At 72.2% G+C, this 21,357-nt stretch carries 21 protein-coding genes; 9 read left to right on the plus strand and 12 right to left on the minus strand.

The features are described from left to right. Positions 1-7: 7 nt before the first annotated feature. The 3 genes from Actob_RS20170 to Actob_RS20180 are packed head-to-tail and all read right to left on the minus strand — an operon-like array spanning position 8 to position 3,027. Positions 8-1,267, minus strand: a complete 1,260-nt coding sequence (locus Actob_RS20170; RefSeq protein WP_284921852.1) for a helix-turn-helix domain-containing protein — start codon at positions 1,265-1,267, stop codon at positions 8-10. Then, positions 1,264-2,553 carry a transcriptional regulator gene (locus Actob_RS20175; protein WP_284921853.1) on the minus strand — a complete coding sequence of 430 codons (1,290 nt, stop codon included), beginning with the start codon at positions 2,551-2,553 and terminating at the stop codon, positions 1,264-1,266. Before Actob_RS20175 ends, Actob_RS20170 begins: the two co-directional genes overlap by 4 nt. Positions 2,554-2,604: 51 nt before the next feature. After that, positions 2,605-3,027 carry a MarR family winged helix-turn-helix transcriptional regulator gene (locus Actob_RS20180; RefSeq protein WP_284921854.1) on the minus strand — a complete coding sequence of 141 codons (423 nt, stop codon included), beginning with the start codon at positions 3,025-3,027 and terminating at the stop codon, positions 2,605-2,607. A gap of 83 nt (positions 3,028-3,110) precedes the next feature. On the opposite strand from Actob_RS20180, the gene Actob_RS20185 reads away from it, so the two are divergent. Then, positions 3,111-4,037, plus strand: a complete 927-nt coding sequence (locus Actob_RS20185) for a quinone oxidoreductase family protein (protein ID WP_284921855.1) — start codon at positions 3,111-3,113, stop codon at positions 4,035-4,037. A gap of 21 nt (positions 4,038-4,058) precedes the next feature. Here Actob_RS20185 and Actob_RS20190 read toward each other — a convergent pair whose 3' ends face one another. Both Actob_RS20190 and Actob_RS20195 read right to left on the minus strand, forming a co-directional pair. Then, positions 4,059-5,336 carry an MFS transporter gene (locus tag Actob_RS20190; protein ID WP_284921856.1) on the minus strand — a complete coding sequence of 426 codons (1,278 nt, stop codon included), beginning with the start codon at positions 5,334-5,336 and terminating at the stop codon, positions 4,059-4,061. Further along, the gene (locus tag Actob_RS20195) at positions 5,336-5,971 is read right to left on the minus strand and encodes an ArsR/SmtB family transcription factor (RefSeq protein WP_284921857.1); all 636 of its coding nucleotides are present in this window, start codon (positions 5,969-5,971) and stop codon (positions 5,336-5,338) included. The genes Actob_RS20190 and Actob_RS20195 overlap by 1 nt, the downstream gene beginning before the upstream one ends. A 102-nt stretch (positions 5,972-6,073) precedes the next feature. On the opposite strand from Actob_RS20195, the gene Actob_RS20200 reads away from it, so the two are divergent. Then, positions 6,074-6,673, plus strand: coding sequence for an HAD-IA family hydrolase (locus tag Actob_RS20200; RefSeq protein WP_284921858.1), 600 nt, complete (start codon positions 6,074-6,076; stop codon positions 6,671-6,673). A gap of 454 nt (positions 6,674-7,127) precedes the next feature. Here Actob_RS20200 and Actob_RS20205 read toward each other — a convergent pair whose 3' ends face one another. Beyond that, on the minus strand, positions 7,128-8,090 hold the full coding sequence (locus Actob_RS20205; RefSeq protein WP_284921859.1) for a helix-turn-helix transcriptional regulator: 963 nt from the start codon (positions 8,088-8,090) through the stop codon (positions 7,128-7,130). A gap of 56 nt (positions 8,091-8,146) precedes the next feature. On the opposite strand from Actob_RS20205, the gene Actob_RS20210 reads away from it, so the two are divergent. Beyond that, positions 8,147-8,887, plus strand: a complete 741-nt coding sequence (locus Actob_RS20210; protein WP_284921860.1) for an alpha/beta fold hydrolase — start codon at positions 8,147-8,149, stop codon at positions 8,885-8,887. A 415-nt stretch (positions 8,888-9,302) separates the two neighbouring features. Here the strand turns inward: Actob_RS20210 and Actob_RS20220 are convergent, their stop codons facing one another. The 3 genes from Actob_RS20220 to Actob_RS20230 form a co-directional block, all read right to left on the minus strand. Next, positions 9,303-10,364 (minus strand): glycerophosphodiester phosphodiesterase family protein, encoded by a 1,062-nt coding sequence (locus Actob_RS20220; RefSeq protein ID WP_284921861.1) that lies wholly within the window; start codon positions 10,362-10,364, stop codon positions 9,303-9,305. 156 nt (positions 10,365-10,520) lie between these two features. Then, on the minus strand, positions 10,521-11,471 hold the full coding sequence (locus Actob_RS20225) for a M20/M25/M40 family metallo-hydrolase (protein ID WP_284921862.1): 951 nt from the start codon (positions 11,469-11,471) through the stop codon (positions 10,521-10,523). A 246-nt stretch (positions 11,472-11,717) separates the two neighbouring features. After that, a complete protein-coding gene (locus tag Actob_RS20230; protein WP_284921863.1) occupies positions 11,718-12,338 on the minus strand; it encodes a TetR/AcrR family transcriptional regulator in 621 nt (206 codons plus the stop codon). Positions 12,339-12,496: 158 nt separating this feature from the next. Here Actob_RS20230 and Actob_RS20235 point away from each other — a divergent pair, with 158 nt between their 5' ends. The 3 genes from Actob_RS20235 to Actob_RS20245 all read left to right on the plus strand — a co-directional run bounded on the left by Actob_RS20235 (position 12,497) and on the right by Actob_RS20245 (position 16,443). Then, positions 12,497-13,519 (plus strand): NAD(P)/FAD-dependent oxidoreductase, encoded by a 1,023-nt coding sequence (locus Actob_RS20235; protein ID WP_284921864.1) that lies wholly within the window; start codon positions 12,497-12,499, stop codon positions 13,517-13,519. A 67-nt stretch (positions 13,520-13,586) separates the two neighbouring features. Then, positions 13,587-15,086 (plus strand): MFS transporter, encoded by a 1,500-nt coding sequence (locus tag Actob_RS20240; protein WP_284921865.1) that lies wholly within the window; start codon positions 13,587-13,589, stop codon positions 15,084-15,086. 292 nt (positions 15,087-15,378) lie between these two features. Further along, positions 15,379-16,443 carry a DUF3616 domain-containing protein gene (locus Actob_RS20245; protein ID WP_284921866.1) on the plus strand — a complete coding sequence of 355 codons (1,065 nt, stop codon included), beginning with the start codon at positions 15,379-15,381 and terminating at the stop codon, positions 16,441-16,443. A gap of 5 nt (positions 16,444-16,448) precedes the next feature. On the opposite strand, the gene Actob_RS20250 is transcribed toward Actob_RS20245, so the two are convergent. After that, positions 16,449-16,670, minus strand: a complete 222-nt coding sequence (locus Actob_RS20250) for a hypothetical protein (protein ID WP_284921867.1) — start codon at positions 16,668-16,670, stop codon at positions 16,449-16,451. Positions 16,671-16,877: 207 nt separating this feature from the next. Here Actob_RS20250 and Actob_RS20255 point away from each other — a divergent pair, with 207 nt between their 5' ends. Then, positions 16,878-17,471, plus strand: coding sequence for a DUF4352 domain-containing protein (locus tag Actob_RS20255; protein ID WP_284921868.1), 594 nt, complete (start codon positions 16,878-16,880; stop codon positions 17,469-17,471). 56 nt (positions 17,472-17,527) lie between these two features. On the opposite strand, the gene Actob_RS20260 is transcribed toward Actob_RS20255, so the two are convergent. Next, complete coding sequence (locus tag Actob_RS20260) at positions 17,528-18,736, minus strand: MFS transporter (RefSeq protein ID WP_284921869.1); 1,209 nt, start codon at positions 18,734-18,736, stop codon at positions 17,528-17,530. Positions 18,737-18,803: 67 nt separating this feature from the next. Here Actob_RS20260 and Actob_RS20265 point away from each other — a divergent pair, with 67 nt between their 5' ends. Both Actob_RS20265 and Actob_RS20270 read left to right on the plus strand, forming a co-directional pair. Next, entirely contained in the window at positions 18,804-19,754 is a 951-nt protein-coding gene (locus Actob_RS20265; RefSeq protein ID WP_284921870.1) for a winged helix-turn-helix domain-containing protein, read from the plus strand. A gap of 148 nt (positions 19,755-19,902) precedes the next feature. Beyond that, positions 19,903-21,159 (plus strand): sialidase family protein, encoded by a 1,257-nt coding sequence (locus Actob_RS20270; RefSeq protein WP_284921871.1) that lies wholly within the window; start codon positions 19,903-19,905, stop codon positions 21,157-21,159. Here the strand turns inward: Actob_RS20270 and Actob_RS20275 are convergent. After that, on the minus strand, positions 21,119-21,352 hold the full coding sequence (locus tag Actob_RS20275; protein WP_284921872.1) for a hypothetical protein: 234 nt from the start codon (positions 21,350-21,352) through the stop codon (positions 21,119-21,121). The genes Actob_RS20270 and Actob_RS20275 overlap by 41 nt on opposite strands. Positions 21,353-21,357: the final 5 nt, after the last annotated feature.

Consider the following 21,357-nt stretch of genomic DNA (forward strand, 5'->3'; position numbering starts at 1 on the left):
CGGTAACTCAGCCGGACCGCGGTGAGTCCCCGGACAACCGTTCCACATCGGCGAGGCCGTCGCGCAGCAGCGCGACGGCCTCCGCCGGCCGATGCTGCGCCTCCAGGTTGTCGGCGAGATCGAGCAGCACGGCCGCCAGGCTGCGCCGGGGCCCGCTGCGCCGGTAGCCGTCGGCGGCGTCGCGCAGATGACGCTCGGCGGCCCGGACATCGCCGTCGTCGGCCGCCAGCGCCGCCAGCAGCCGGTCGGCCGCCGGTCCGGCCGCCGGCCGATCGACTATCAGGTTCCTTGCTTCGGTACGCCGGCCGAGTCCCCGCAACACCGCCGCCAGTGCCACCGTGGCGTCGGCCAGCGGACCGGTCAGTCCCGCCGCCGCGAACCCGGCGTGGGCGGCGGTCAGATCCCGGACCGCGCCGTCCCGATCACCGGCGGCGTGCCGGGCCCGCCCACGGATCAGCCGGCAGTGCGCCAGCTCGACGGCGAGCGCGGCCTGCCGGCGGGCCAGGCCGGCCTGCAACAGCGCACCCTCCGCCGCCCGCGTGTCACCGTGCTCCAGCAGCGTGCGGGCGACCGCCAGATGCAGGTCCGCCACCGAGCCCGGGTCGCCGGGACCGACCAGCGCCAGCGCCGCCGACGCCGCGTTCGCCGCCGCGTCCTCGTCGTCCAGGTCCCGGTGGCACAGGGCCAGCCGGGTGTGCAGGCCGAGCAGCGCCTCCGGATCCGGCAACCCGGCGCCGGCCAGCTCGTCGAGTGCCCGGGTCAGCAGGAACACCGCGTACCGCGGGTCGCCCTGCCGGCGCAGGCACTCGGCCTGCCCGGCCACCGGCGCGGCCCGCAGATGCGCCGGCGCCCCCGCCGACAACCGGCCCGCCTCGGCGAACGCCCGACCGGCGGCGGCCAGGTCGGCACGGCCCAGCGCCAGGTGGCCCAGCCCGAGGTGGCACCGCGCCTGGCGCAACTCGTCACCGGCCGCCGCGGTCTCGTTCACCAGCCGCCGGAAGACGGCCTCGGCGGGCGCGGCCTCGGCCAGCGCCAGCTCCAGTCCGAGGCGGACCCGCCGGTCCGGGGAGCTGCCGGTGGCCAGTTCCTCGGCGCTGACGCCGAGCCGCTCGGCGAAGTGCGCGAGCGCGTCGGTGGACGGCACCCGCCGGCCCGCCTCCACCGACGACACGTACGCCGCCGTGTACCGGGGCGCGGCCAGCTCCCGCTGGGTCAGCTCGCGGGCCGTCCGCAGCCGGTGGATCCGCCGGCCCACGTCCTCGCTCATCGGCTGCGCTCCGCGGCACGCAGGCCCCGGCGCAGCACGGCACCGGCCTCGGCGGTGCGCCCGGCGCCGATCAGCACGTCGCCGAGCATCCGGCAGGTCCGGATCAGCTCGGTCACGAAGCCGCCGTTCTCGTACCTGTCGGCGGCCTCGGCCAGCAGCCGTTCCCCCTCGGCGATCGCGCCACGGTCCACCGCGACCAGGCCCAGGACCCGATCGGCCTCCGCCATGCACTCGACGTGCCGGACCTGCGCGCTGACCCGGGCCGCCACCCGCGCGAGGCGCTCCGCCTCGTCCAGCGCGCCCTGCCGGCGGCGGACCTCCGCCAGCTCCAGGGTGACGCCCGCGTGGTCCTGGGTGGCACCGACCGCCAGCAGGATCTCCGCGGCGGCGCCGAACTCCGTCGCCGCCTCCGCCAGCCGGTCCACCCGGCGCAGCACATACCCGTACGCCCAGTGGCAGAGCCCGATCTCCTTGGTCAGGCCCAGCTCCCGATAGACGCGCCCGGCCTCGCCGAACAACCGCTCCGCCTCGGCGAGCTCCGCGGCGCCCCGCCGCAGCTGGCCGGCGGTCATGAAGAAGTGCGCCAGCCACTCCGGGTTGGTGACGTGCGGCACCAGGCCGAGCAGGTCGGCCTCGAGCTCGTGCGCCCGCTGCCGCCAGTCCAGCTCCACGAACAGGTAGAGCAGCACTGTGGACAGCCGCAGCCGCGCGTCCGGGTCCGGCGTGCCGGACTCACGCATCGCCCGCAGTTCGTCCTGCAGCACGGCGGTCGCGGTGAACGAGTCCCCACCGGCGAACCGGCAGTACGCCCAGCGCGCCAGCGCCGCCGCGCGGGGGACCGGTGGACACCCCGCGTCGGCGAGCATCCGGCCGAACTGCTCCTGCGCGCCGCGCATGTCGCCGCGCTGCATCCGGGCCTCACCCAGCCAGTACGCCGCCCAGCAGGCCGGGGCGGGCAGGGCGTAGCGGGTCGCGTCGGCGTGCACCCGGCGGAACACGTCCTCGGCGTGGCCGGCCTTGCCCTGGGAGAGCGCCTGCCGAGCCTGGCGCAGGGCGTCGTCGAGGTCGGCCACGGCGCCGGGCGGACGGCCGTACCGTAAATCGTCGGGGTCGATGCCGAAGCGGCCGGCGACGTGCGAGATCACCTGATCGCTCGGATTGCGGGTGCCGGCCTCGACGGCCGCCAGCAGGGCGCGGCTGTAGTGCGGCGCGGCCAGCTCGCGCTGGGTCAGGCCGTGCGCCAGGCGCAGATGGCGGATGCGCGCGCCCACATCCTCCGTCGTCACGTCAGTTCTCCCAGGTCGCCGCGATCGTCAAGCATGCCACGGGGACGGCGCTCAGGTGGGGCCCAGCAGGGGCCCGAGCAACTCCAGCAGCCGGGTGCGCTGCTCGGGCGCCAGGCGCTCCAGGTCGGGCGCCAGCGTGTCGCGGACCTCGGTGTAGAGCCGCCGGGTGAGCTCGGCGCCGGCCGGGGTCAGGAACACCTCGATGACCCGGCCGTCGCGCGGGTTCCGGCCGCGGGCCAGCAGTCCCCGGCGCTCGGCGCGGTCGATCAGGCCGGACATCGTCGACTTGTCCAGGCCCAGGTAGGCGGCCAGCTCGGTGACGCGGGGACGCCTGTCGCGCAGGATGCCGAGCACGCGCAGCTGGGTGAGCGACAGGTCGTTCTCGGCGCCGAGGCGGGTGAGCACCCCGGTCACGTGGAAGGTGCAGCGGACCAGGGCGTCGATCAGCTCGTCCACCACGTCCTCGGGTCGCATACCGCAGATGCTAGTTGACATCGTTGGGAATCCCAACCATTCTCGAGTTAGTTGGTAATGCGAACTATCCCTCGGAGGTCACCATGCACGCCGCCGTCCTGTCCACGTTCGACGCCCCGCCGGCCTACCGTGCGCACCCCGAGCCGGTCGCGGCCGGTGACCACGAGATGGTCGTGCGGGTGCTCGCCGCCGGGCTGCACCACCTGACCCGGTCGAAGGCCACCGGCTCGCACTACAGCGGCAGCGGGGCGCTGCCGCTGGTGCCGGGCGCCGACGGTGTCGTCCGCGACCCGGCCGGAAGGCTGCGGTACGCGGTGCTCGACGACACCCGGTCCGGCACCTTCGCCGAGCGGACGGTGATCGATGTCCGGCGCAGCGTGGAACTGCCCGCCGGCGCCGACCCGGTGCGGATCGCCGCGGCGATGAACCCGGCGATGTCCTCGTGGGTGGCGCTGCGCCGGCGGATCACCTTCGCCGCCGGGCAGCGGGTCCTGATCATCGGGGCGACCGGTAACGCCGGGCGGATGGCGGTCCAGGTGGCCAAGCTGTTCGGTGCCGCGCGGGTGATCGCCGCCGGGCGGGACGCGGCCCGGCTGGCGGCGCTGACCGCGCTCGGCGCCGACGAGACGTGCACCCTCGACGAGATCTCGGCCGCGGCGGACGTCGACGTGGTCCTCGACTACGTGTGGGGCGAGCCCGCCGCCACCGCGATGATCCCGATGCTGACCGCCCGCACGGACCGTTCCGCGCCGCTGACCTGGATCCAGATCGGATCGATGGCCGGGGCGACGGCGCCGATCCCGGCGGCCGCCCTGCGCGCGGCCCGGATGCGGATCGTCGGCAGCGGCATCGGCTCGGTCCCCGCCCGCGACTTCCTCGCCGAACTGCCGCAGATCGCCGCGGCGGTGGGGGAGGGGCGGATCGACGTACGGGCGCGGGCGGTGCCGCTCGCCGGGGTCGCCGACGCATGGGCCGCCGAGACGGACGAGCGGATCGTCCTCGTGCCGTGACCCGCCGGGCGGTCGTGGCGACTACCCGGGCACGCTCTCCCGGACCGGAACCGCGGACTCCGGGCGAGCCGGATCGGCGCCGCGCAGCGCCGCCTCGATCCGGCGGTTGCTGGTCATGGTCGCCGTGACGGCGGTCATCGTGAGCAGCAGGCCGGCGGCGGCGTAGAGCGGGGTGCGCACGTCGAACGCCGAGGCCAGCCAGCCGCCCAGGAAGGCGCCGAACGGTGCCGCGCACATGGCCAGCATGCGCGAGGTGGAGGTGACCCGGCCGATCAGCCCGGCCGGCACGATCGCCTGGCGCAGGGACGGGCTGAGCACCATCGTGGCGCCCATCCCGGCCCCGCAGACCGCCAGGGCGAGCCCGGCCAGGTACGGGTTCGGTGCCGCGGCGAGGCCCGCGATGGCCAGCCCCTCGATCGCGGCCGTGCAGGTCAGGGCGGTGCCGGTGCCGAGCGCCCGGCCGAGGAGGGAGGCGATGCCGGTGCCGATCAGGCCGCCGGTGGCCTCCGCCGTGAGCAGCAGGCCGAAGCCGGCCGTGCCGACGCCGAGACGGTCGTGCGCGAACAGGGCCAGGACGGTCTCCACGGCGAGGAAGGCGACGTTCCCGACCGCCGGGCGCAGGGCGAGCCCGAGCAGCAGCCGGTCCCGGAAGACGTACGAGGCGCCGGCCCGGGCCTGCCGCAGCAGCGACTCGCGAGCCTCCGGGGCCGGCCGGGCCATGGCCGGCAGCGACCGCACGAGCAGTGCCGAGACCGCGAACGACACCGCGTCGGCGAGCAGCGGGACCGCCCGCCCGAGTGCGAGCAGCGCGCTGCCCGCGGGTGGCCCGGCGAACCCGGCCATGACAGTCTGCGCGCCACGCAGGCGGGAGTTGGCGCGCTCCAGGCGGGCGGGCTCCCGGCCGAGCAGGTCCGGCAGGTAGGCCGCGGCGGCCGTGTCGAAGAACAGCCCGCCGACACCGAGCAGGAAGGCGACGACAGCCAGCAGCGGGATGCTCAGCACGTGGAGTGCGGCGGCCGCCGCCGGGATCGCGAGCAGCAGTGCCCGCGCGGCGTCCGCGACCCACATCGTGCGCCGGCGGTCCCAGCGGTCCACCAGGGCGCCGCCGAGCACCCCGAAGAGCAGCCAGGGCAGCGTCCCGGCGGCCGTGACGACGGCCAGCACCAGCGGATCGCGGGTCAGCGTCAACGCGAGCAGCGGCAGGGCGGCGACCAGCACGCCGTCGCCCAGCGAGGACACCGTCTGGGCGGTCCACAGTCGCCCGAACCCGGCGGGCAAGGTGCGTGCGTCCGAGGTCATCAGGCGTCACCCCCGGTCTGCTCGGCCTGCTCGCCCTGCTCGGCCTGCTCGCCCTGCTCGCCCTGCTCGGCCTGCTCGCCCTGCTCGGCCTGCTCGCCCTGCTCGGCCTGCTCGGCCTCGCCGGCCTTCGCGGGCCGGAACAGCGCGAAGACGAGTGACACGTCCGGCAGAGCCGGATCGGAGAGCGCGCGGTACTCGTCCGCCAGGGCCTGCAGCTTCGCCCCCAGCTCGGTGAACTGCTCGTCGGTGAGTCGCAGGTGGGCCATCCGCACGTGCCGCTCGTCGTCCCGGGGCGCCGCCTCCAGGTCGGCCACCGCGTGCCGCATCAGCACCTCCGGCTGTCCCGGCCCCGGGTCCGGCAGCGTGATGCTCCGCGCGGCCATCGCGTAGTACCGCTCGACCACCCCGCGCACCTTCCGCGTGCGCACCACCGTCACCAGGCCGGCCCGTTCGAGCAGCCGCACGTGGTAGCTGGAGCTGCCCTTCGCGAGACCCACCCGGTCGGCGATCTGGGTGATCGTCGCGGGCTCGAAACGCAGCACGGCCATGATGCGGTGCCGGGTGAGGTTGGAGACGGCGCGCAGCTGCTCCGCAGTGGAGACGTGAATCGTCTCGGGGAGATCATCGTCAGGCATGCGCTAATGGTCAACGATCCTTGACCATTAGCGCAAGGCCTTTTTCGCGATCGTCGTCAGTGGATTCGTGTCGGGCCGGCGGCCGACCTACCATCCGGGTCCATGGCCATCGACACCGTCGTCTTCGATCTCGGCGGTGTGGTCTGCCGCTACCAGCCGGAACTGCGGCTGCGGGAGCTCGCCCGGCTCGCCGGCCGGGAGCCCGGCGAGGTGCGCCGGATCCTCTACGGCGGCGGCTTCGTCGCTCAGACCGAGATGGGCTACTGGACCGCCGAGGGGATCGTCGCCGAGATAGGCCGCCGGCTGGGCCGCCCGATCGGCCGGGCCGAGCTGGAGGCCGCCTGGCTGGCCGCGTTCCCGGTCGACGACGAGGTCCTCGACCTGGTCGCCCGCGAGGCGACACGACACCGCGTCGCGGTCCTCACCAACAACGACCTGCTTCTGCGCGAGGCACTGCTCCGTGCCCGCCCCGAGTTCGGCGACCGCTTCGGCGCCATCGTCTTCTCCGCCGAGATCCACGCCGTCAAGCCGGCGGCCGAGTCGTACCGCCGGGCGCTGTCGATCATGGACGTCGAACCGTCCGCCGTGCTCTTCGTCGACGACTCGGAGGCCAACGTCGCCGGATCCCGCCTGGCTGGCCTGTCCGCGGTGCGTTTCCACCACGCCCAGCAGCTCGGCGCCGAACTGGAGAGGTGCCGCTGAGGCGCACGTCGCCGTTCCCGCCGGATCGACCGGAGGAGTCGCCCGTCACCCGCCGCCTGCGCCAGCCGCGGCCGGCTCGAGTTCGCGCACACAGCCTGGCGCCGAAACCAGCCGTCCGCCGCCGGACCGATGCGGGTCGTTCGTCGTTTTCCCCGGTACGACTTGGAGCCCCGTGGCAATCGGCTCGCGAGGCCCGGCCCCCACCGGACCGCGGCGCGTGTCGTGCGGGTCCGCCGGCCCGCACGGCCGGCCCCCGGAGCTCAGCTTGGCGTTAACCTCCGGGTCCAGGGCGGTGTCGCCGGAGGTGAGACCGTTGCGCTGATGCGTCGGTTACATTGCGTGACATGCAGAGATCGGTCGTGGTTGGGCCGGTGAGCAACCGCGCGTTGAATGCGGCAGAGCGGATGTTTCATGCTGGCTGACCTACCGACCTCGACGGGACGCTGGTGGCGCCCTAGGCTGCTGCGTCTGCGTAGGTGAGTAGGCGAGCGGCCAGCGCGCGTACCTCGGCTCTGAGCTCGGCGGGTCGTTCGATGGTGAAGGACCAGCCGAGCCCGGCCAGCATCTGGGCGGCGCCGTCGAGGTGTTCGGCTCGGGTGGTCAGCCGCACTCCGTTGGCGACCTCGGTGAGTGTGCCGACCGAGGGAGGGATTCGCCGCCGTGCCTGGGCCAGGCTGGTGTGCAGCAGGACCGAGACGTCGTGGGCGTAGGGCACCGAGGCCAGTCCGGCAAGGACATGGCCGGTGGGGTCGAACCCGGCCGGTACCTCGAACGCCCCGTCGGTGGCGCGGATAGCGCTGATGCGGTCGAGTCGGAATGTCCGCGCGGATCCGCTGGCGTGGTCGCGACCGGTGACGTACCAGCGGCCGTTGTGGAAGACCACCCCGTACGGGTCGAGGCCGCGCTCGCTGGAGCGACCATGCCAGGTGGTGTAGGTCAGCTGTACCGGGTGCCGGTGGCGGGCCGCCTCGGCGAGCACCAGCAGCACTTCGGTGCCGGGCGGGGCGGGTTGTCGGACCGGTCCGGTGACGTCCATGGTGATCAGTAGGGCGTCGATGCGCCGGGCAAGGGCGGCTGGCAGTACCCGGCGCAGCTTGGCGGTGGCGCTCTCGGTGGCCGCGTGATCGGCTGTGACCATGCCCGCGCGGCGTCCGGCGGCAAGGCCGAGGGCGATGGCAACCGCCTCTTCGTCGGTGAGCATGAGTGGCGGCAGCTTGTATCCGGGCGCGAGCCGGTACCCGCCGTAGCGGCCACGACGCGCTTCGACCGGGATGCCCAGGTCGAGGAGGTGGCTCGCGTAGCGGCGGACGGTGCGCTCGTCGACGTCAAGCCGTCGGGCCAGGTCGCCGACGTTGAATGCGCCGCCCGACTGGAAGATCTCTAGCAGGGCCAGTACCCGCGCTGTCGGCCTGGACAAAGACGTCCTCCTAATCCGGGCGGAAACTGTCCGGTACTGACCGTAGCGTGCCGAGCATGACGACATTCGTACTGGTCCCCGGGTTCTGGCTCGGCGCCTGGGCCTGGCATTCGACGGCCGCTGAACTACGCCGGCACGGCCACGACGTGTACCCGATCAGCCTGACCGGCCTCGGGGAGCGCGCTCACCTAGCCCGTCCCGACACCGACCTTGATGTCCACGTCACCGACGTGGTCAACCTCCTGCGCTACGAGGACCTTCGCGACGTGGTCCTCGTCGGGCACAGCTACGCCGGTAGCGTCGTCACCGCGGCCGCCGACCACGTCATCGACCGCGTCGCCCAGTTGGTCTATGTCGACACCGGCCCGCTGCCCGACGGCGTGACGCAGGTCGAGTTCACCCCGCCGGCCGAGCGCGAGCGCAACGCGGCATTGGTGGCCGACCACGGTGACGGGTGGCGGCTGCCGCCGCCGCACTGGGCCGACCTGGCTGCCAGCGTGCCCGACGTGGATCACTCGATCGTCACGCTGCTGCGCGAGCGGTCGGTCGACCAGCCGTGGGCGACCGCAACCGCCCCGGTCCGGCTGACCGGGGCGTGGGAGAAGCTGCCCAGACTCGGCGTGCTGTCAAGCTTCACCGCCGCGCAGGTGCAGGGGATGGCCGCGACACTGCCGCTGTACCGTCACATGACCGACGACGGGTGGCGCTACGAGGAGCTGCCGACCTGGCATTGGCCGATGCTCAGCCGACCGGTCGAGCTGGCCGCGATCCTGCACCAGGCGCGGCTGATGCCATAACCGCCGCTGCCGGCTGACGGCATAACCGCCGCTGCCGGGTGACCACACCAGGCCACGCGGCAGCGGTACGCGGTCAACGACGGGAACCGAAACCCGGCCATGCCACCCAAGCAACGTCCGCAATTCGGCTAGTTCCGTGCATTCGTCGAGGAACGTCCGGCCGTGGCGGCTGTGACGCAGCGTTAGCCGGTCCGGTGATGCGGTGACGCTTCGGAACCTGCGCACGACCAGCGCCAGGCCAGCGCGTGCACCGAAACCAACTCGCCCCGGTCCGGGACGCCCGATCGGCTCCCGCAACCGGCATGCCGCCACCCGCTACGACGTGGGACTCATGCTGGTCACCGGCCAGGCGCATCAACGACCGGCCCACCACAAGAAGGGCACCAAGCCCCGTCGCACGGGTTGAAGCACAAGTTCAGGCCCTCGGCCGGTACGCCCGGGGCAGCCGCATCCCCCGCTCCGCCATGATCTGCCGGACCCGGTCCGGGTAGTCGGTGATGATCCCGTCGATGCCCATGTCCATCAGCGCCTCGATCGTCGCCGGATCGTCACAGGTCCACGGAACGACCTTCAGCCCGTACGCATGCGCCTCGCGCACCATCGCCGCGCTGACCTGGAACCGGAAGCCCGGATCCCGGACCGTCCCGTTCTGCGGGGACCCGTAGACCGGTGACAGCACCCGGACCCCGGGAACCGCCGCCGCCACCCGCACGACGTCACCGCCGAAGTCGTCGGCGTCCAAGCCGCCCAGCCATGGCGACGCCCCGGGCTGACCGACCTGGAGGAAGTCGAAGTTGCTCAGCGCCACCAGCGGCCACCGGGGCGCGAACCGGTGCATCAGCATCAGCGCACCCCAGTCGAACGACTGGATGGTGACCTGCCGTTCGATCCCCGAAGCGTGGATCTCCTCGTACACCCGCCGCACGAACAGCTCCCGCGGCTGCGTCTGCTCCGGCGCGCCCGCCTCCACCTTGGTCTCGATGTTCAGCGTGACACCCCAGGCGCGGTATCGCCGGACCAGGCTGAGCACGTCCTTGAGCTGCACCATCCGGAAGCCCTTGACGACCTCCTGCTCCGGGAATCCCGGCAGCTGCTGAAATCCGCAGTCCAGCGTCCTGATCTGGGCGAGCGTCAGATCCTTGATGAGTTTGCCGACGTAGGGATACAGCGGATCCCCCGGCGTGACCGGCGCCGTGTCGCGGCATTTCACCGCGCTGATCCGCCGGTCGTGGTTCACCACGACCTTCTCGTCCTTGGTGACGTGCGTGTCCAGCTCCAGCGTGCTCACGCCCAGCCGCAACGCCTTCGCGAACCCTTCGAGCGACTCCTCGGTCGTCAGGCCGAGCCCGCCCCGATGAGCCTGCAGATCGAAGGTCGCGGCGTGCCCGGCCGGAGGGCAGGCGGCCGCCGGGGCGGTGCCGCCGGCCACCAGCGCGCCGGCGAGCGCCACACCGAGGATCGCTTCTCGCAGGACCATCGCTCTACTCCGATCGACGATTTCCACCGCTCGTCAGCACCATAGGTCCGGTGTGGCGGGCCCGGGTGAGAACGCGATGAACGACGGCGAAGCAACACGCCACCATCACATCCCGAGCGTTCACCCCGCGCCGGAGCGAGCGCGCCCGCTGTCCGGTCAGGCCGTTCCGGCGAGGGACCAGACGGCGGCGGCGATCGCGTTCGAGCCCAGCGCCATGCTGTTCGTGCTCACGTCCGTCAGGTTGTCGCAGGCCCGGTGGTAGCACGCGCCCAAAGCGCTGAGACTGCGCACCGAGCTGACCCCGGTGACCTTCACACCGGCCCGCTTGAAGGCGGCGTGGTCGGAGCGGTCATCGGTGTCCAGCGACGGGTTGACGGTGATGCCCTGCCCGGCGAAGTAGGTCTTGAACGGCGCGTTCAGCCCGTTCGACTGGCCCTCGACGTACAGGCTCCAGCCGACCGTCCGCCCGTTCTCCGGCTTGTTGCCGATCATGTCGAAGTTCAGGTAGGCGTCGATCTTCTTCGACTCGCCGCTGGCCAGGTGCGAGACGTAGTAGCTGGAGCCGATGTCGCCCTGCTCCTCGGCACCCCAGAAACCGAACCGGATCCGCTTCTGCGGCCGCAGCCCGGCCTGCGAGATCGCGGCGGCGTTGGCCAGCAGCGCGGCGACGCCGGACCCGTCGTCGTTGATGCCCGGACCGGCCGCCACCGAGTCCGAGTGCGCGCCCGCCATGACCACGTGGCCGGCGTCGCCGTAGGGCCACTCCGCGACCACGTTGGCGGCCGACTTGCCGCCGGTGGTGAAGTTCTGCACGCTGGTCTGCCAGCCGAGCGCGTCCAGCTGCTGCTTGATGTAGCTGACCGTCGAGCTGAACCCGGCGCTCCCGATCACCCGGGTGTTGTTGCTGGCCTGCGCGAACCCCATCAGCTTCTGCAGGTGCACCATCGAGGCGTCCGCACTGATCACCGGCGGCGCCACGGCGACCAGCGCCACCGGCGCCGCAGTCACGACCGTCGCGGAGGTGTCGGCATATGCCGTCCCGGTGACCGCCACCGCGGTGGCGAGCGCGGCGGCCACGCCGGCATAGGCAAACTTGCGAACCCGCATTGTTCCTCCATGGGGGATGGATGGCGAACCACGGGGCCACGGCGCCGCCGGGGATGGACGGCAGCCGCTCCGATCGGCCTTGCCGTCGAACCTTACTGATCCCGCCCGGCAATTGACCCATACCAATATGACCATCACATCTCGTCGCGAACGGATCGTCCCGGAGTCGATCCGAGAGGGAAGTCCGGCGGGGTTGTCCCGCTCAGCTCGGCGGCGGGGGAGGGCCGATCCGCTAGCCGTGCCTTCTCAGCGGTGATGCGGGCGAGGCAACAATGCGAGCGCGCTCTCCACGATCGAGGTCAGACGGGCGGGACTGTGGCCGCACGCGCCGACGACGTCGATCCCGCGGACGATGGTCAGCAGCAGGTACGCAAGGTTGTCAGGATCCGCGTCGGGGTCGATGTCGCCGTTGCGCTGCGCTGCTCGCACGCACGCGGCCACCGCCGTCGCGACCACGGAGAAGCAGTCGTTGGCCAAGCGTTCCACCTCGGGGTCGGAGGCGCCGAGTTCCAGGGCCATCTTGGCGGCGAAGCAGGCCGCCGTCGCCCGGTCAGGGGCGGGGGGTACGTCGTCGGCGAGTGGCACCCCGTCGACGGCGTGCAGCAAGAACCGGTGCAGTCGTTCCAAGGCGCCCTGATCCGGTCCGGCGAGCGCCTCCATCGCCGACCCCAGCCGGGCGGAGTACCCGGCCATCGCTTGCAGCAGCACGCCGTGCTTGCCGTCGAACGCGGCGTAGAGGCTGCCGCGGCCCAGGCCGGTGGCGGCGCTGATGTCGTCGACGCTCGTGCCGTTGAAGCCCGAGGTGCGGAACTGCCGTTCGGCGGCATGCAGGACGTGGTCGCGGTCGAAGCTGCGCGGTCTCGCCATACACCAAAGGTAAGGCCCACCTCCCGTATTTGACAACTCAGTACAGAACTACCTAGGTTTTTGACTGTTCAGTACATAACCATGCTGAGCTCGCCGGACCGGCTTGGTACCGGCTTGCGGGACCGCGACGCCGCGAAGGCGGCTTGGAGGTTGAACTCATGACACAGGTGACCCAGCGACCGCCCTTCGGCGAGGACTCCGCGAGCGATGTGCTGGCCGAGGGGACTGTCGATGCGGTGGTGATCGGCGGGGGCGCCGCGGGGCTGAACGGGGCGCTGATCCTCGCCCGCTCCCGCCGCTCGGTCGTCGTGATCGACAGCGGCTCCCCACGCAACGCGCCCGCGGAGGCGGTGCACGGCTTGCTCGCCCTTGACGGCACTCCGCCCTCCGAGATCCTTCGGCGGGGCCGGGAGCAGGTGCGCCAGTACGGCGGACGCGTCGTGCGCGGCGAGGTGGTCTCGGCCGAGTCTGCCGCCCCGTCGGCGGACGGGGACCTGCGGTTCACCGTCACCCTGGCCGACGGCCGCAGCCTCACCGCTCGCCGCGTCCTGGTGGCCACCGGCCTCACCGATGTGCTGCCGGAGGTGCCCGGGCTCGCCGAGCACTGGGGGCACAGTGTGGTGCACTGCCCGTTCTGCCACGGCTGGGAGGTGCGCGATGAGCCCATCGGCGTCCTGGGCGCCGGCGCGGCCTCCATCGGCCCCGCGTTGCTGTTCCGTCAGCTGACCGAGGACCTGATCTACTTCACCAACGGCACTGATCTGGACGCCGACAGCCGCGCCCGCTTCGCCGCCCGCGGCATCCGCGTCGTCGACACTCCGGTCACCGAGATCGTCAGCGGCCCCGATGGCGCCCTCGCCGGGGTGCGCCTGGCTGACGGCCAGGTCGTGGCCCGTCGCGTCCTGGCGGTCAGCCCGCAGATGCAAGCCCGCACCCGAGGCCTGGAAGGTCTCGGCCTGCCGGTGCGGGACCTGCCGAACATGGCCCGCGGTTTCGTCTCCGGCCCGGCCGGCGCCACCGAGGTGCCGGGCGTGTGGGTGGCCGGCAACGCCACCGATCCGGTCGCCCAGGTCGGGGCCTCCGCGGCGGCCGGCGCGCTGGCCGGCGCCGACATCACCAAGATGCTGGCCATCGCGGACACCGACGCGGCCCTGCACGCGATCGCCGAGGTAAACGCGTAAGCGGCCATCGCGTGATCCCGAAGCCCGTCAGACGGTTTTCAGCCATATCCAGCAAGCAAGGGGAGAAATGAGTACCACCATCGACCACGGGGCGCCCGCTTCCGCGAAGACAAACCCGGGCCTTCGTGGCTCACATGCCGTGCGCTGGTGGGTACTGGTCGTGCTGGGCATCGCGCAGCTCATGATCATGCTCGACGCGACTGTCGTGAACATTGCCCTGCCCGAGGCACAGCAAGACCTCGGCTTCAGCGACGGCAGCCGGCAGTGGGTCATCACGGGATACGCCTTGGCGTTCGGCAGCCTGCTGCTGCTCGGCGGCCGACTCGGCGACCTGTGGGGCCGGCGCACCCTATTCATGATCGGCCTGGCAGGTTTCGGGGCCGCATCCATTCTCGGCGGCTCGGCCGGAAGCTTCGAGATCCTCGTCGCCGCACGCGTGGCCCAAGGCCTGTTCGCCGCGGTGCTCGCGCCCGCGGCACTTTCACTGCTCAGCGTGACCTTCACCGAACCGTCAGAACGGGCCAAGGCCTTCGGTGTCTTCAGTGCGCTGGGCGGCGCGGGCGGCGCGATCGGGCTCCTGCTCGGCGGGATGCTCACCGAATGGGCGTCGTGGCGCTGGGTGATGTACGTGAACGTAGCCTTCGCGGCTCCCGCCCTGATCGGTGCAGTACTGCTGCTGGCCCAGCCCGTGATCACCAAGAAACCCAAACTCGATATTCCGGGCATCGTCGCGGTGAGCGCCGCGCTGTTCGCCATCGTCTACGGGTTCGCGCACGTAGAGTCCACCAGTTGGACCGACCCGGTGGCCCTCGGCTCCATGATCGTCGGCGCGGTGCTGCTCGTGGTGTTCGTATGGCTTGAATCCAGGGTCGCGCATCCGCTGCTGCCGCTGCGAGTCGTGCTGGACCGGACCCGCGGTGGTTCGTTCGTGGCGGTATTCGTCCTGGGCATGGGGATGTTCTCGATCTTCCTGTTCCTGACCTACTACTTCGCCGCCAGCCTCGGCTACTCGCCGATCAAGACCGGCCTGGCGTTCCTACCGATGGTCGCGGCCGTCGTCGTCTCGTCGACCACCATGTCGCTGCTGGTGCTGCCCAAGGCCGGCCCGAAGATCGTCGTCAGCGCCGGCTTCCTGGTCGCCGCAGCCGGTATGGCCCTGTTGACCCGGCTCGAACTGGACAGCTCCTACGCCGCTCACATCATGCCCGGCCTGATCCTGCTAGGTCTCGGCATCGGCGCGGTGATGAGCACCGCGATCCAGGGGGCGACCTCGGGCATTCATCACCAGGACTCGGGTGTCGCCTCGGCGCTGATCAACACCGGTCAGCAAATCGGCGGCTCCATCAGCACGGCGCTACTGACCACCATCGCCTCGTCGGCCACCACCGACTACCTGACCTCGCACACGCCCAGCGCGCTGGCGGCGGCGCAGGCCGGGGTCGAGGGTTACACGGCCACCCTGGCGTGGGGCTCCGGATTCTTCGTGGTCGGCGCGGTGATCGCGGCGTTCCTGATTCCGAATCGGGCCCTGGAGCCGTCCGAGGGCGAGCCGGTGATGGCCCACTAGGCCGGCAGTGGTCTCGGTGGGGTGCCCGTAGTCGTGGCGGAAATCAACGGCACCACGGCGTAACTGAGCGTCAACTTCCCAAGCGACCTGACAAGTGCGGGCCACGAAGCCGTCCCGCACCAGCGCGTCGACCAGCTTGGTGGCGTTGCGCGGCGATCGCGCTGGTCTGGCGCACCACCGCGGCCGGCGCCGCCGGCGGGCGCGGTTGTCCGGCCGCCCTCCTGCGGATGGCGTGGGGAATCGTCCGGACAACCGGGGCCGCGGTGAGCGTGGCGATGCCACGATGTTGACCATGACGGTTGACTACACCGTGCGGTTGCGGTTCTCCGACGACTCGCGGGCCGCTGCGACACACACGAACCTTTCCGCGGTACGCCTGGACGGGCCGGTCCTGTGGATCGCCGGTGACGAGACCGCGACCGTCGAGCGGCTGCTCGCCGACCGGCCGGAACGGCCGTCGGAGTTCGGTGACGAGGCCCGGTTCCGGCTCGCCGACCTGGTGGAGCTGCCCGGGGTGGACGCCGACGAGGAGGCGGACGTGGAGGGGCTGGCCCGCGCCGGCCACTTCCTCTGGGCGGTCGGCTCGCACAGCCTGCGGCGCAAGCAGATCCGGGACCGGCACGACGGGCCGAAGGCTCTCAAGCGGCTGGCCCGGGTGGAGGGCCAGGACAACAGGCAGATCCTGGTCCGGCTCCCGGTCGCCGACGTCGGCGGCCTGCCCACCCCGGTGCGCGACATGGTGGTGGACGGCGTCCGGCAGCACGCCGCGGCGCTCAGCGGCCGGGACGACCTGCGCCGGCTGCTGCGCGACGACGAGCACCTGGCGCCGTTCCTGCCGATCCCCGGCAAGGACAACGGGCTGGACATCGAGGGGATCGCGGTCCGCGACGACCGGGTCTACCTGGGCCTGCGCGGGCCGGTGCTTCGGGGCTGGGCGTTCGTGCTGGAGTTGCGGCCGTACGTGACGCCGGACGAGCCGACACGGCTGCGACTGCGCGCCTTCGAGGACGGGCGGCCGTACCGTAAGCATGTTCTTGATCTTGGTGGTCTGGGCATCCGTGACCTCTGTCCGGACGGTGACGATCTGCTGGTGCTCGCCGGGCCGACGATGGCGCTGGACGGGCCGGTGTGGGTGTATCGGTGGCACGGCGCGTGCCGCACGGAGATGCCGTCGGTGGTGCGGGGCAAGCTGATCAGCAGGGAGCTGGAATTGACCTTCGGCGAGGGGGACGACCACGCGGAGGGCATGAGCATGTTCGGCGACGACCGGATCCTGGTGGTCTACGACAGCCCGGCGGTCGCCCGGCTGACCGCGGACGGCGCGGTGATCGCCGACGTGCTGCGGCTGCCGCGCTGACGCACTCACCGGTGGCGGTCGCGCCTGGGATCCGGCTGCACCCGGTTCTGCCGGGCCAGGCGCAGGCCGATGAGGGCCACCGCGACCCAGACGGCGAGCTGGACGAGATAGCCGCCCGGCAGGTAGTGCAGGGCGCCGGGATCCTTGTTGATCAGCAGCCGGATCGCGCCCTGCCCGCCGACGGCCAGCAGGATCAGTCCCAGGACCAGCCACACGGCCTGGCGCATCGTCGCCTCCTCGGGCCGTCCGGCGTCCTGCCGAGTCTAGGCGCGTGCGGGACCCGCGGTGGCCGCTTCGGCGGGCTGGCCTGCCGTAGTCGGAGTGGCTTGTCCGATCAGGCGAAGAATGCGACCGATCATGCCGAAACGCTGTTCCGTGACTGCCTGGTGGCTGAGAGTGAGGGGAGTGAATCACGTGGCCCGTGGAGTGGTCCGATGTCGCACGCCGTTCGTCAGCAGCGCCGGCCGATCCGGCCCGCCAAACCCGTCTCGCCGGTCAAGGTGACGATCGCCGTCGTCGGCTCGATCGTCGCGCTGATCGTGCTGTTCGCCGGCGGGATCGCCGCCGAGCAGTACACCCGCAGGCAGCCGGCCGCGGCCACCAGCCCGCCGGTGCAGGTCGTCAAGGCCGGCCCGGGACTCGGCAACGTGGTACGCGACGGAAAACTCGAATTCGTTGTCTCCCGGATGGACTGCTCCCGGACGACCATCGGCGTCGAGCACCTCAGGCGGAGCGCCCAGGGCAGGTTCTGCGTGATCAGCCTGTCGGTGCGCAACATCGGCGACGGGGCGAAGCTCTTCGTCGGGCACGCCCAGCTGGCCTACGACGCGTCCGGCACCGAATACCACAGCGACCAGCTGGCCGGCATCTATGCGAACCGGGGCACCGAGGCCTTCCTGGAGCGGCTCCAACCGGGCGAGAAGGTGGCCGGCAAAATCGTCTTCGACGTGCCGAAGAAGGCCAAGCTGACCACCCTGAAACTCCGCGACTCCCTGCTGTCGGGCGGAGCCGAGATCGCTCTCGGCTGACCGCGTCGTTCGCGGGCCGTGCGATGCGGACCCGGTGACCATTCGTGGCCAACGCACTAGCCGCGGCGGATCACCGGGCTCAGGAACGGGAGCAGGCACGCGCCCACGTAGCCCACCCCGCACACCAGGGCCACCCGTTGCGCGCCCGCCGCCGCGGCGAGCGGCCCCATCGCCACCTGTGACAACGGGATGGCGATGAAGGAGAACAGGTCGTCGAACGCCGACACCCGGGACAGCGCCTCCCGCGGTACCCGGGTCTGCAACGCGGTGTCCCAGGTGATGCCCGCGATCGTGAACCCGATGCCACCCACGAAGGCCGCCCCGGCCACGGTCCACGCCTTGCCGGACAGCCCGAGGGCCAGCAACGGGAGGGCGGACATGACGCCGAGCAGCAGGCCGGTCCGCAACGGGCGTCGGAACACCAGCTTGACCGCGACCAGACTGGTCGACAACAGCCCAGCCGCGCGTACGGACAGCACCGCGCCCCAGCCGAACGCGCCCCCGTGCGCGGTGACGATCGTCGGGCCGAGCACGTTCCACGGTCCGACGGCGAACGCGTTGACCAGGGCGTACGAGAAGCTGGTCAGCATCACCCAGCGCATCGAGCGGAAGACCCGCCAGCCGGCCGCGAACTCGGCGCCCAGCCCGGGTGCGGTGGCAGCGGTCCGGCGCCCGGGCGGCAAACGCAGGAACAGCGCCGCCGCCACCAGATAGCTGGCCGCGTCGACGGCCAGCGCCCAACCCCCGCCGGCGGTGGCGGTGAGCAGGCCGGCTACGGCCGGGGCGATGATCCGGATGCCGTTCCTGGTGCTGGACAGCAGCGCGTTGGCACGCCGTAGGTCCGCGTCGTCGACGAGCTCGGGGACGATCCCGCGCAGGGCCGGCGACGCGAACGCGCCGGCGGCCCCGCTGACCAGGGACAGCGCGGCGACCGTTCCGAGGTGGTAGCGGCCGGTGATCAGCACGACGGCGATCGCGCCGACGGCGGCCGCGCTGACCGTGTTGGCGGCGATGAGCAGCCCGCGGCGGCTGGTCCGATCGGCGAGGACCCCGCCGGCGAGCAGCAGCGCGAGCGTCGGGATCATGCTGGTGGCGAGCACGACACCGAGGTCGGTGGCCCGGCCGGAGGCCTGGAGCACGCCCAGGGCCAGCGCGACCGTCGTCATCGAGGTGCCGAAGAGGTCCACGGCCCGGCCCGCGAGGAACCATCCGAACCGGCCGCTCAGCAGTAGCCGCACCGGGGCAGCGGAGAGGTCGCTTGTCACGGCGAGAATCGTCGTTCCGTACGGGCGCGGGTTTGAATCCTTGCGGCGAATGCCGCAAGGTCGTGCCATGACCCAGATCCGCCTCGGACCGGAGGCGCTGCGAGCCAGCCGATTCGCGCTCTCGCCGCTCGCCGAGACGTTCAGCCGGCTCGTCGCCCTGCGGCGTGAGCAGGACGGCGGGCGGCCGGGCGCCCAGGCGAGGGCGCTGGCCGGGTGGCTCGGCGACGATCCGTTCGCCGCCGGCCTGGTCCGGCTGATCTCGGCGACCAAGTACCTGCCGGACTTCGTGGCGATCCCACCCACCTCGATGACCACCCGGATCGAGGACGAACTGGCCGAGATGCGCGCACTGCAGCCGGACGCGGCGGCGCGGGCGACGATCGCCGAGTCCCGCCGGTACGCCTGGAAGACGAACGATCTGGAATGGGCCGACGTCGACGGTGTCACGACCCGGGCCGCGGCGGTGTTCGCCCGGATCTGGGAATGGTTCGTCGAGCCGGACTGGCCACGCCGGCGGGCCGTGATGGAACGCGACATCCGGCACCGGGCCGGGGTGCTCGCGACCCGCGGCTGGCGGGACGCCCTCAGCGGGATGGGCAAGATCCGCTGGGCGGCGCCGGACGCGATCTTCTTCTCCCCGCAGGCCCACGCCGACCTGAACGTCGGCGAGCAGGGACTGGTGCTGGTGCCGCACACCGGGACCGTCGGGCGGTGGATGTGCGAGGCGCCGCCGCGCCTGGCGCTGGTGTATCCGGCCCGCGGCGCCCTGGAGGAGGTGCGGGTTGCGGCCGGCGGGGTCGCCCGGCTGATCGGTGAGGGCCGCGCCCGCGTCCTCGGCGCGCTGGCCGACGCCAGCACACCGTCGCAGCTGGCCGCGCTGCTCGGGGTGTCGCTCGGCACGGTCTCCGGGCATCTCGCGGCGCTGCGCGACGCCGGAGTGGTGGTGGGCCGGCGCAGCGGCCGGGCCGTCTACTACGAGCGCACACCGCTCGGCGACGACCTCGCCGCGACGCTGTAGGGAGCAGCGGCTACGTCCGCCGGGCTTCGCAGGGCCCGCGCGGCGGTGACCCGTACCGGCCCGGCGAACGTTCGATGAACATCGTTCGAGGGCCGTGCCGGGATCGGCGATCCTCCCCATACAGTCACGGCGGGTCAGGGGAGGACGAATGCGTAGATGTGGACTCCGTGCGGGAGCCGGCCGGCTCGCCGGCGTGCTGGTGCTGGCGGCGGCGGTCAGCGCGGTGCCGGCGGGGCCGGCGCAGGCCGCCGCGCCCAGCCCCGAGGGTTACACCCTGTTCGGCGCCGGGGACACCCTGAACGGGGTGTCCTACGACAGCTTCCGGATCCCCGCGGTGGTGGGCACCACGCCGGGCACGCTCGTCGCGTTCGCCGAGGGACGGCGCCACAACGAGGGCGACTGGGGTGACATCGACCTGGTGATGAAGGTGTCCGCGGACAACGGGGCGACCTGGTCGGCGCTGCAGCCCGTCGCCACCGGCGGTACCGACACCTGGGGCAATCCCACCCCGGTCTACCAGCCCAACAGCGACCCGGCCACCGGCGGCACCGTCTGGCTGTTCGCGCAGCTCACCGACGGCGCGATCACCGACGTCTCGCAGGCGACCTGGGGCAACCGGGAGGTCTTCGCGCTGTCCAAGCAGGTCGGCGCGAACGGCGTGCCCAGCGGCGCGTGGACCTTCAAGAATCTCAACGCCGCCCTCAAGCCGTCCGGCTACAAGTGGGACGCGATCGGGCCGGGCAACGGCATCCGTCTCACCCAGAGCGGCCCGGACAAGGGCGCGCTGGTCATCCCGGCCTGGGGCCGCAACATCTACAGCACGGACGGCGGGGTCACCTGGCAGCAGTCCGCCCTGCCCAGCCGGGACGGCGTCGAGGGCACGGTCGCCGAGCGCACCGACGGCGGCGTGTACCGCAACGACCGGCCCGGCGCTTCCGGCTTCCAGCCTTACCGCAAGCACCTCGCCGGCACGCTCACCGGCGGCTACACCGGGTACCAGTGGCACAACGGCGCCCACGACACGCTCACCGAGCCCACCACCGGGCAGGGCTGCCAGGGCTCACTGCTGCGGTACAACTTCGACGGCAAGCACCGCCTGATGTTCCTGCACCCGGCCAACGCCACCAGCCGCCGGGACATGACGATCAGCATCAGTTACGACGACGGGGCGACGTGGGACCGGATGTCCCGGCTCATCCCGCATCCGGCCGGCTGGGGTGGCAGCGACCCGGTGGAGGGCGGGTACTCCAGCATGGCCAAGACCTCGGATTACCACGTGGCGGCGCTGATCGAGGGCAGCAAGGCCGACCCGTCCGATCCGGGCGGGACCGGCGCGAGGGAGCACTTCATCGTGTTCCACAAGTTCAACCTGACCTGGATCCTGAACGGCCGGGCGGAACCGTAACCGCGCCGTGCAGGAACAGGTCGACGACCTGCTCGGCCGGTAGCGGCTCCCGCTCCTCGCCCGGGGTGCGCGCCGCGGTGCGCGACAGGCCGAGGAACGCCTCGGCGAGGGCGTCGGCGGGCAGCCGCAGGTGGTGCTGGTCCGGCCGCAGCAGGCCGGCCACCGCCTGCCGGACCGCGGTGCCTCTTCCCATCCGCT

The organism is Actinoplanes oblitus (assembly GCF_030252345.1).
Taxonomy (GTDB): Bacteria; Actinomycetota; Actinomycetes; order Mycobacteriales; family Micromonosporaceae; genus Actinoplanes; species Actinoplanes oblitus.

Excerpts from the sequence above, each read along its gene's own strand:
- Actob_RS20170 (WP_284921852.1), bottom strand. The coding sequence starts at position 1,267 with ATGAGCGAGGACGTGGGCCGGCGGATCCACCGGCTGCGGACGGCCCGC.
- Actob_RS20180 (WP_284921854.1), bottom strand. The coding sequence starts at position 3,027 with ATGCGACCCGAGGACGTGGTGGACGAGCTGATCGACGCCCTGGTCCGC.
- Actob_RS20185 (WP_284921855.1), top strand. The coding sequence starts at position 3,111 with ATGCACGCCGCCGTCCTGTCCACGTTCGACGCCCCGCCGGCCTACCGT.
- Actob_RS20190 (WP_284921856.1), bottom strand. The coding sequence starts at position 5,336 with ATGACCTCGGACGCACGCACCTTGCCCGCCGGGTTCGGGCGACTGTGG.
- Actob_RS20195 (WP_284921857.1), bottom strand. The coding sequence starts at position 5,971 with ATGCCTGACGATGATCTCCCCGAGACGATTCACGTCTCCACTGCGGAG.
- Actob_RS20200 (WP_284921858.1), top strand. The coding sequence starts at position 6,074 with ATGGCCATCGACACCGTCGTCTTCGATCTCGGCGGTGTGGTCTGCCGC.
- Actob_RS20210 (WP_284921860.1), top strand. The coding sequence starts at position 8,147 with ATGACGACATTCGTACTGGTCCCCGGGTTCTGGCTCGGCGCCTGGGCC.
- Actob_RS20220 (WP_284921861.1), bottom strand. The coding sequence starts at position 10,364 with ATGGTCCTGCGAGAAGCGATCCTCGGTGTGGCGCTCGCCGGCGCGCTG.
- Actob_RS20225 (WP_284921862.1), bottom strand. The coding sequence starts at position 11,471 with ATGCGGGTTCGCAAGTTTGCCTATGCCGGCGTGGCCGCCGCGCTCGCC.
- Actob_RS20230 (WP_284921863.1), bottom strand. The coding sequence starts at position 12,338 with ATGGCGAGACCGCGCAGCTTCGACCGCGACCACGTCCTGCATGCCGCC.
- Actob_RS20235 (WP_284921864.1), top strand. The coding sequence starts at position 12,497 with ATGACACAGGTGACCCAGCGACCGCCCTTCGGCGAGGACTCCGCGAGC.
- Actob_RS20240 (WP_284921865.1), top strand. The coding sequence starts at position 13,587 with ATGAGTACCACCATCGACCACGGGGCGCCCGCTTCCGCGAAGACAAAC.
- Actob_RS20245 (WP_284921866.1), top strand. The coding sequence starts at position 15,379 with ATGACGGTTGACTACACCGTGCGGTTGCGGTTCTCCGACGACTCGCGG.
- Actob_RS20250 (WP_284921867.1), bottom strand. The coding sequence starts at position 16,670 with ATGCGCCAGGCCGTGTGGCTGGTCCTGGGACTGATCCTGCTGGCCGTC.
- Actob_RS20255 (WP_284921868.1), top strand. The coding sequence starts at position 16,878 with ATGTCGCACGCCGTTCGTCAGCAGCGCCGGCCGATCCGGCCCGCCAAA.
- Actob_RS20265 (WP_284921870.1), top strand. The coding sequence starts at position 18,804 with ATGACCCAGATCCGCCTCGGACCGGAGGCGCTGCGAGCCAGCCGATTC.
- Actob_RS20270 (WP_284921871.1), top strand. The coding sequence starts at position 19,903 with ATGCGTAGATGTGGACTCCGTGCGGGAGCCGGCCGGCTCGCCGGCGTG.
- Actob_RS20275 (WP_284921872.1), bottom strand. The coding sequence starts at position 21,352 with ATGGGAAGAGGCACCGCGGTCCGGCAGGCGGTGGCCGGCCTGCTGCGG.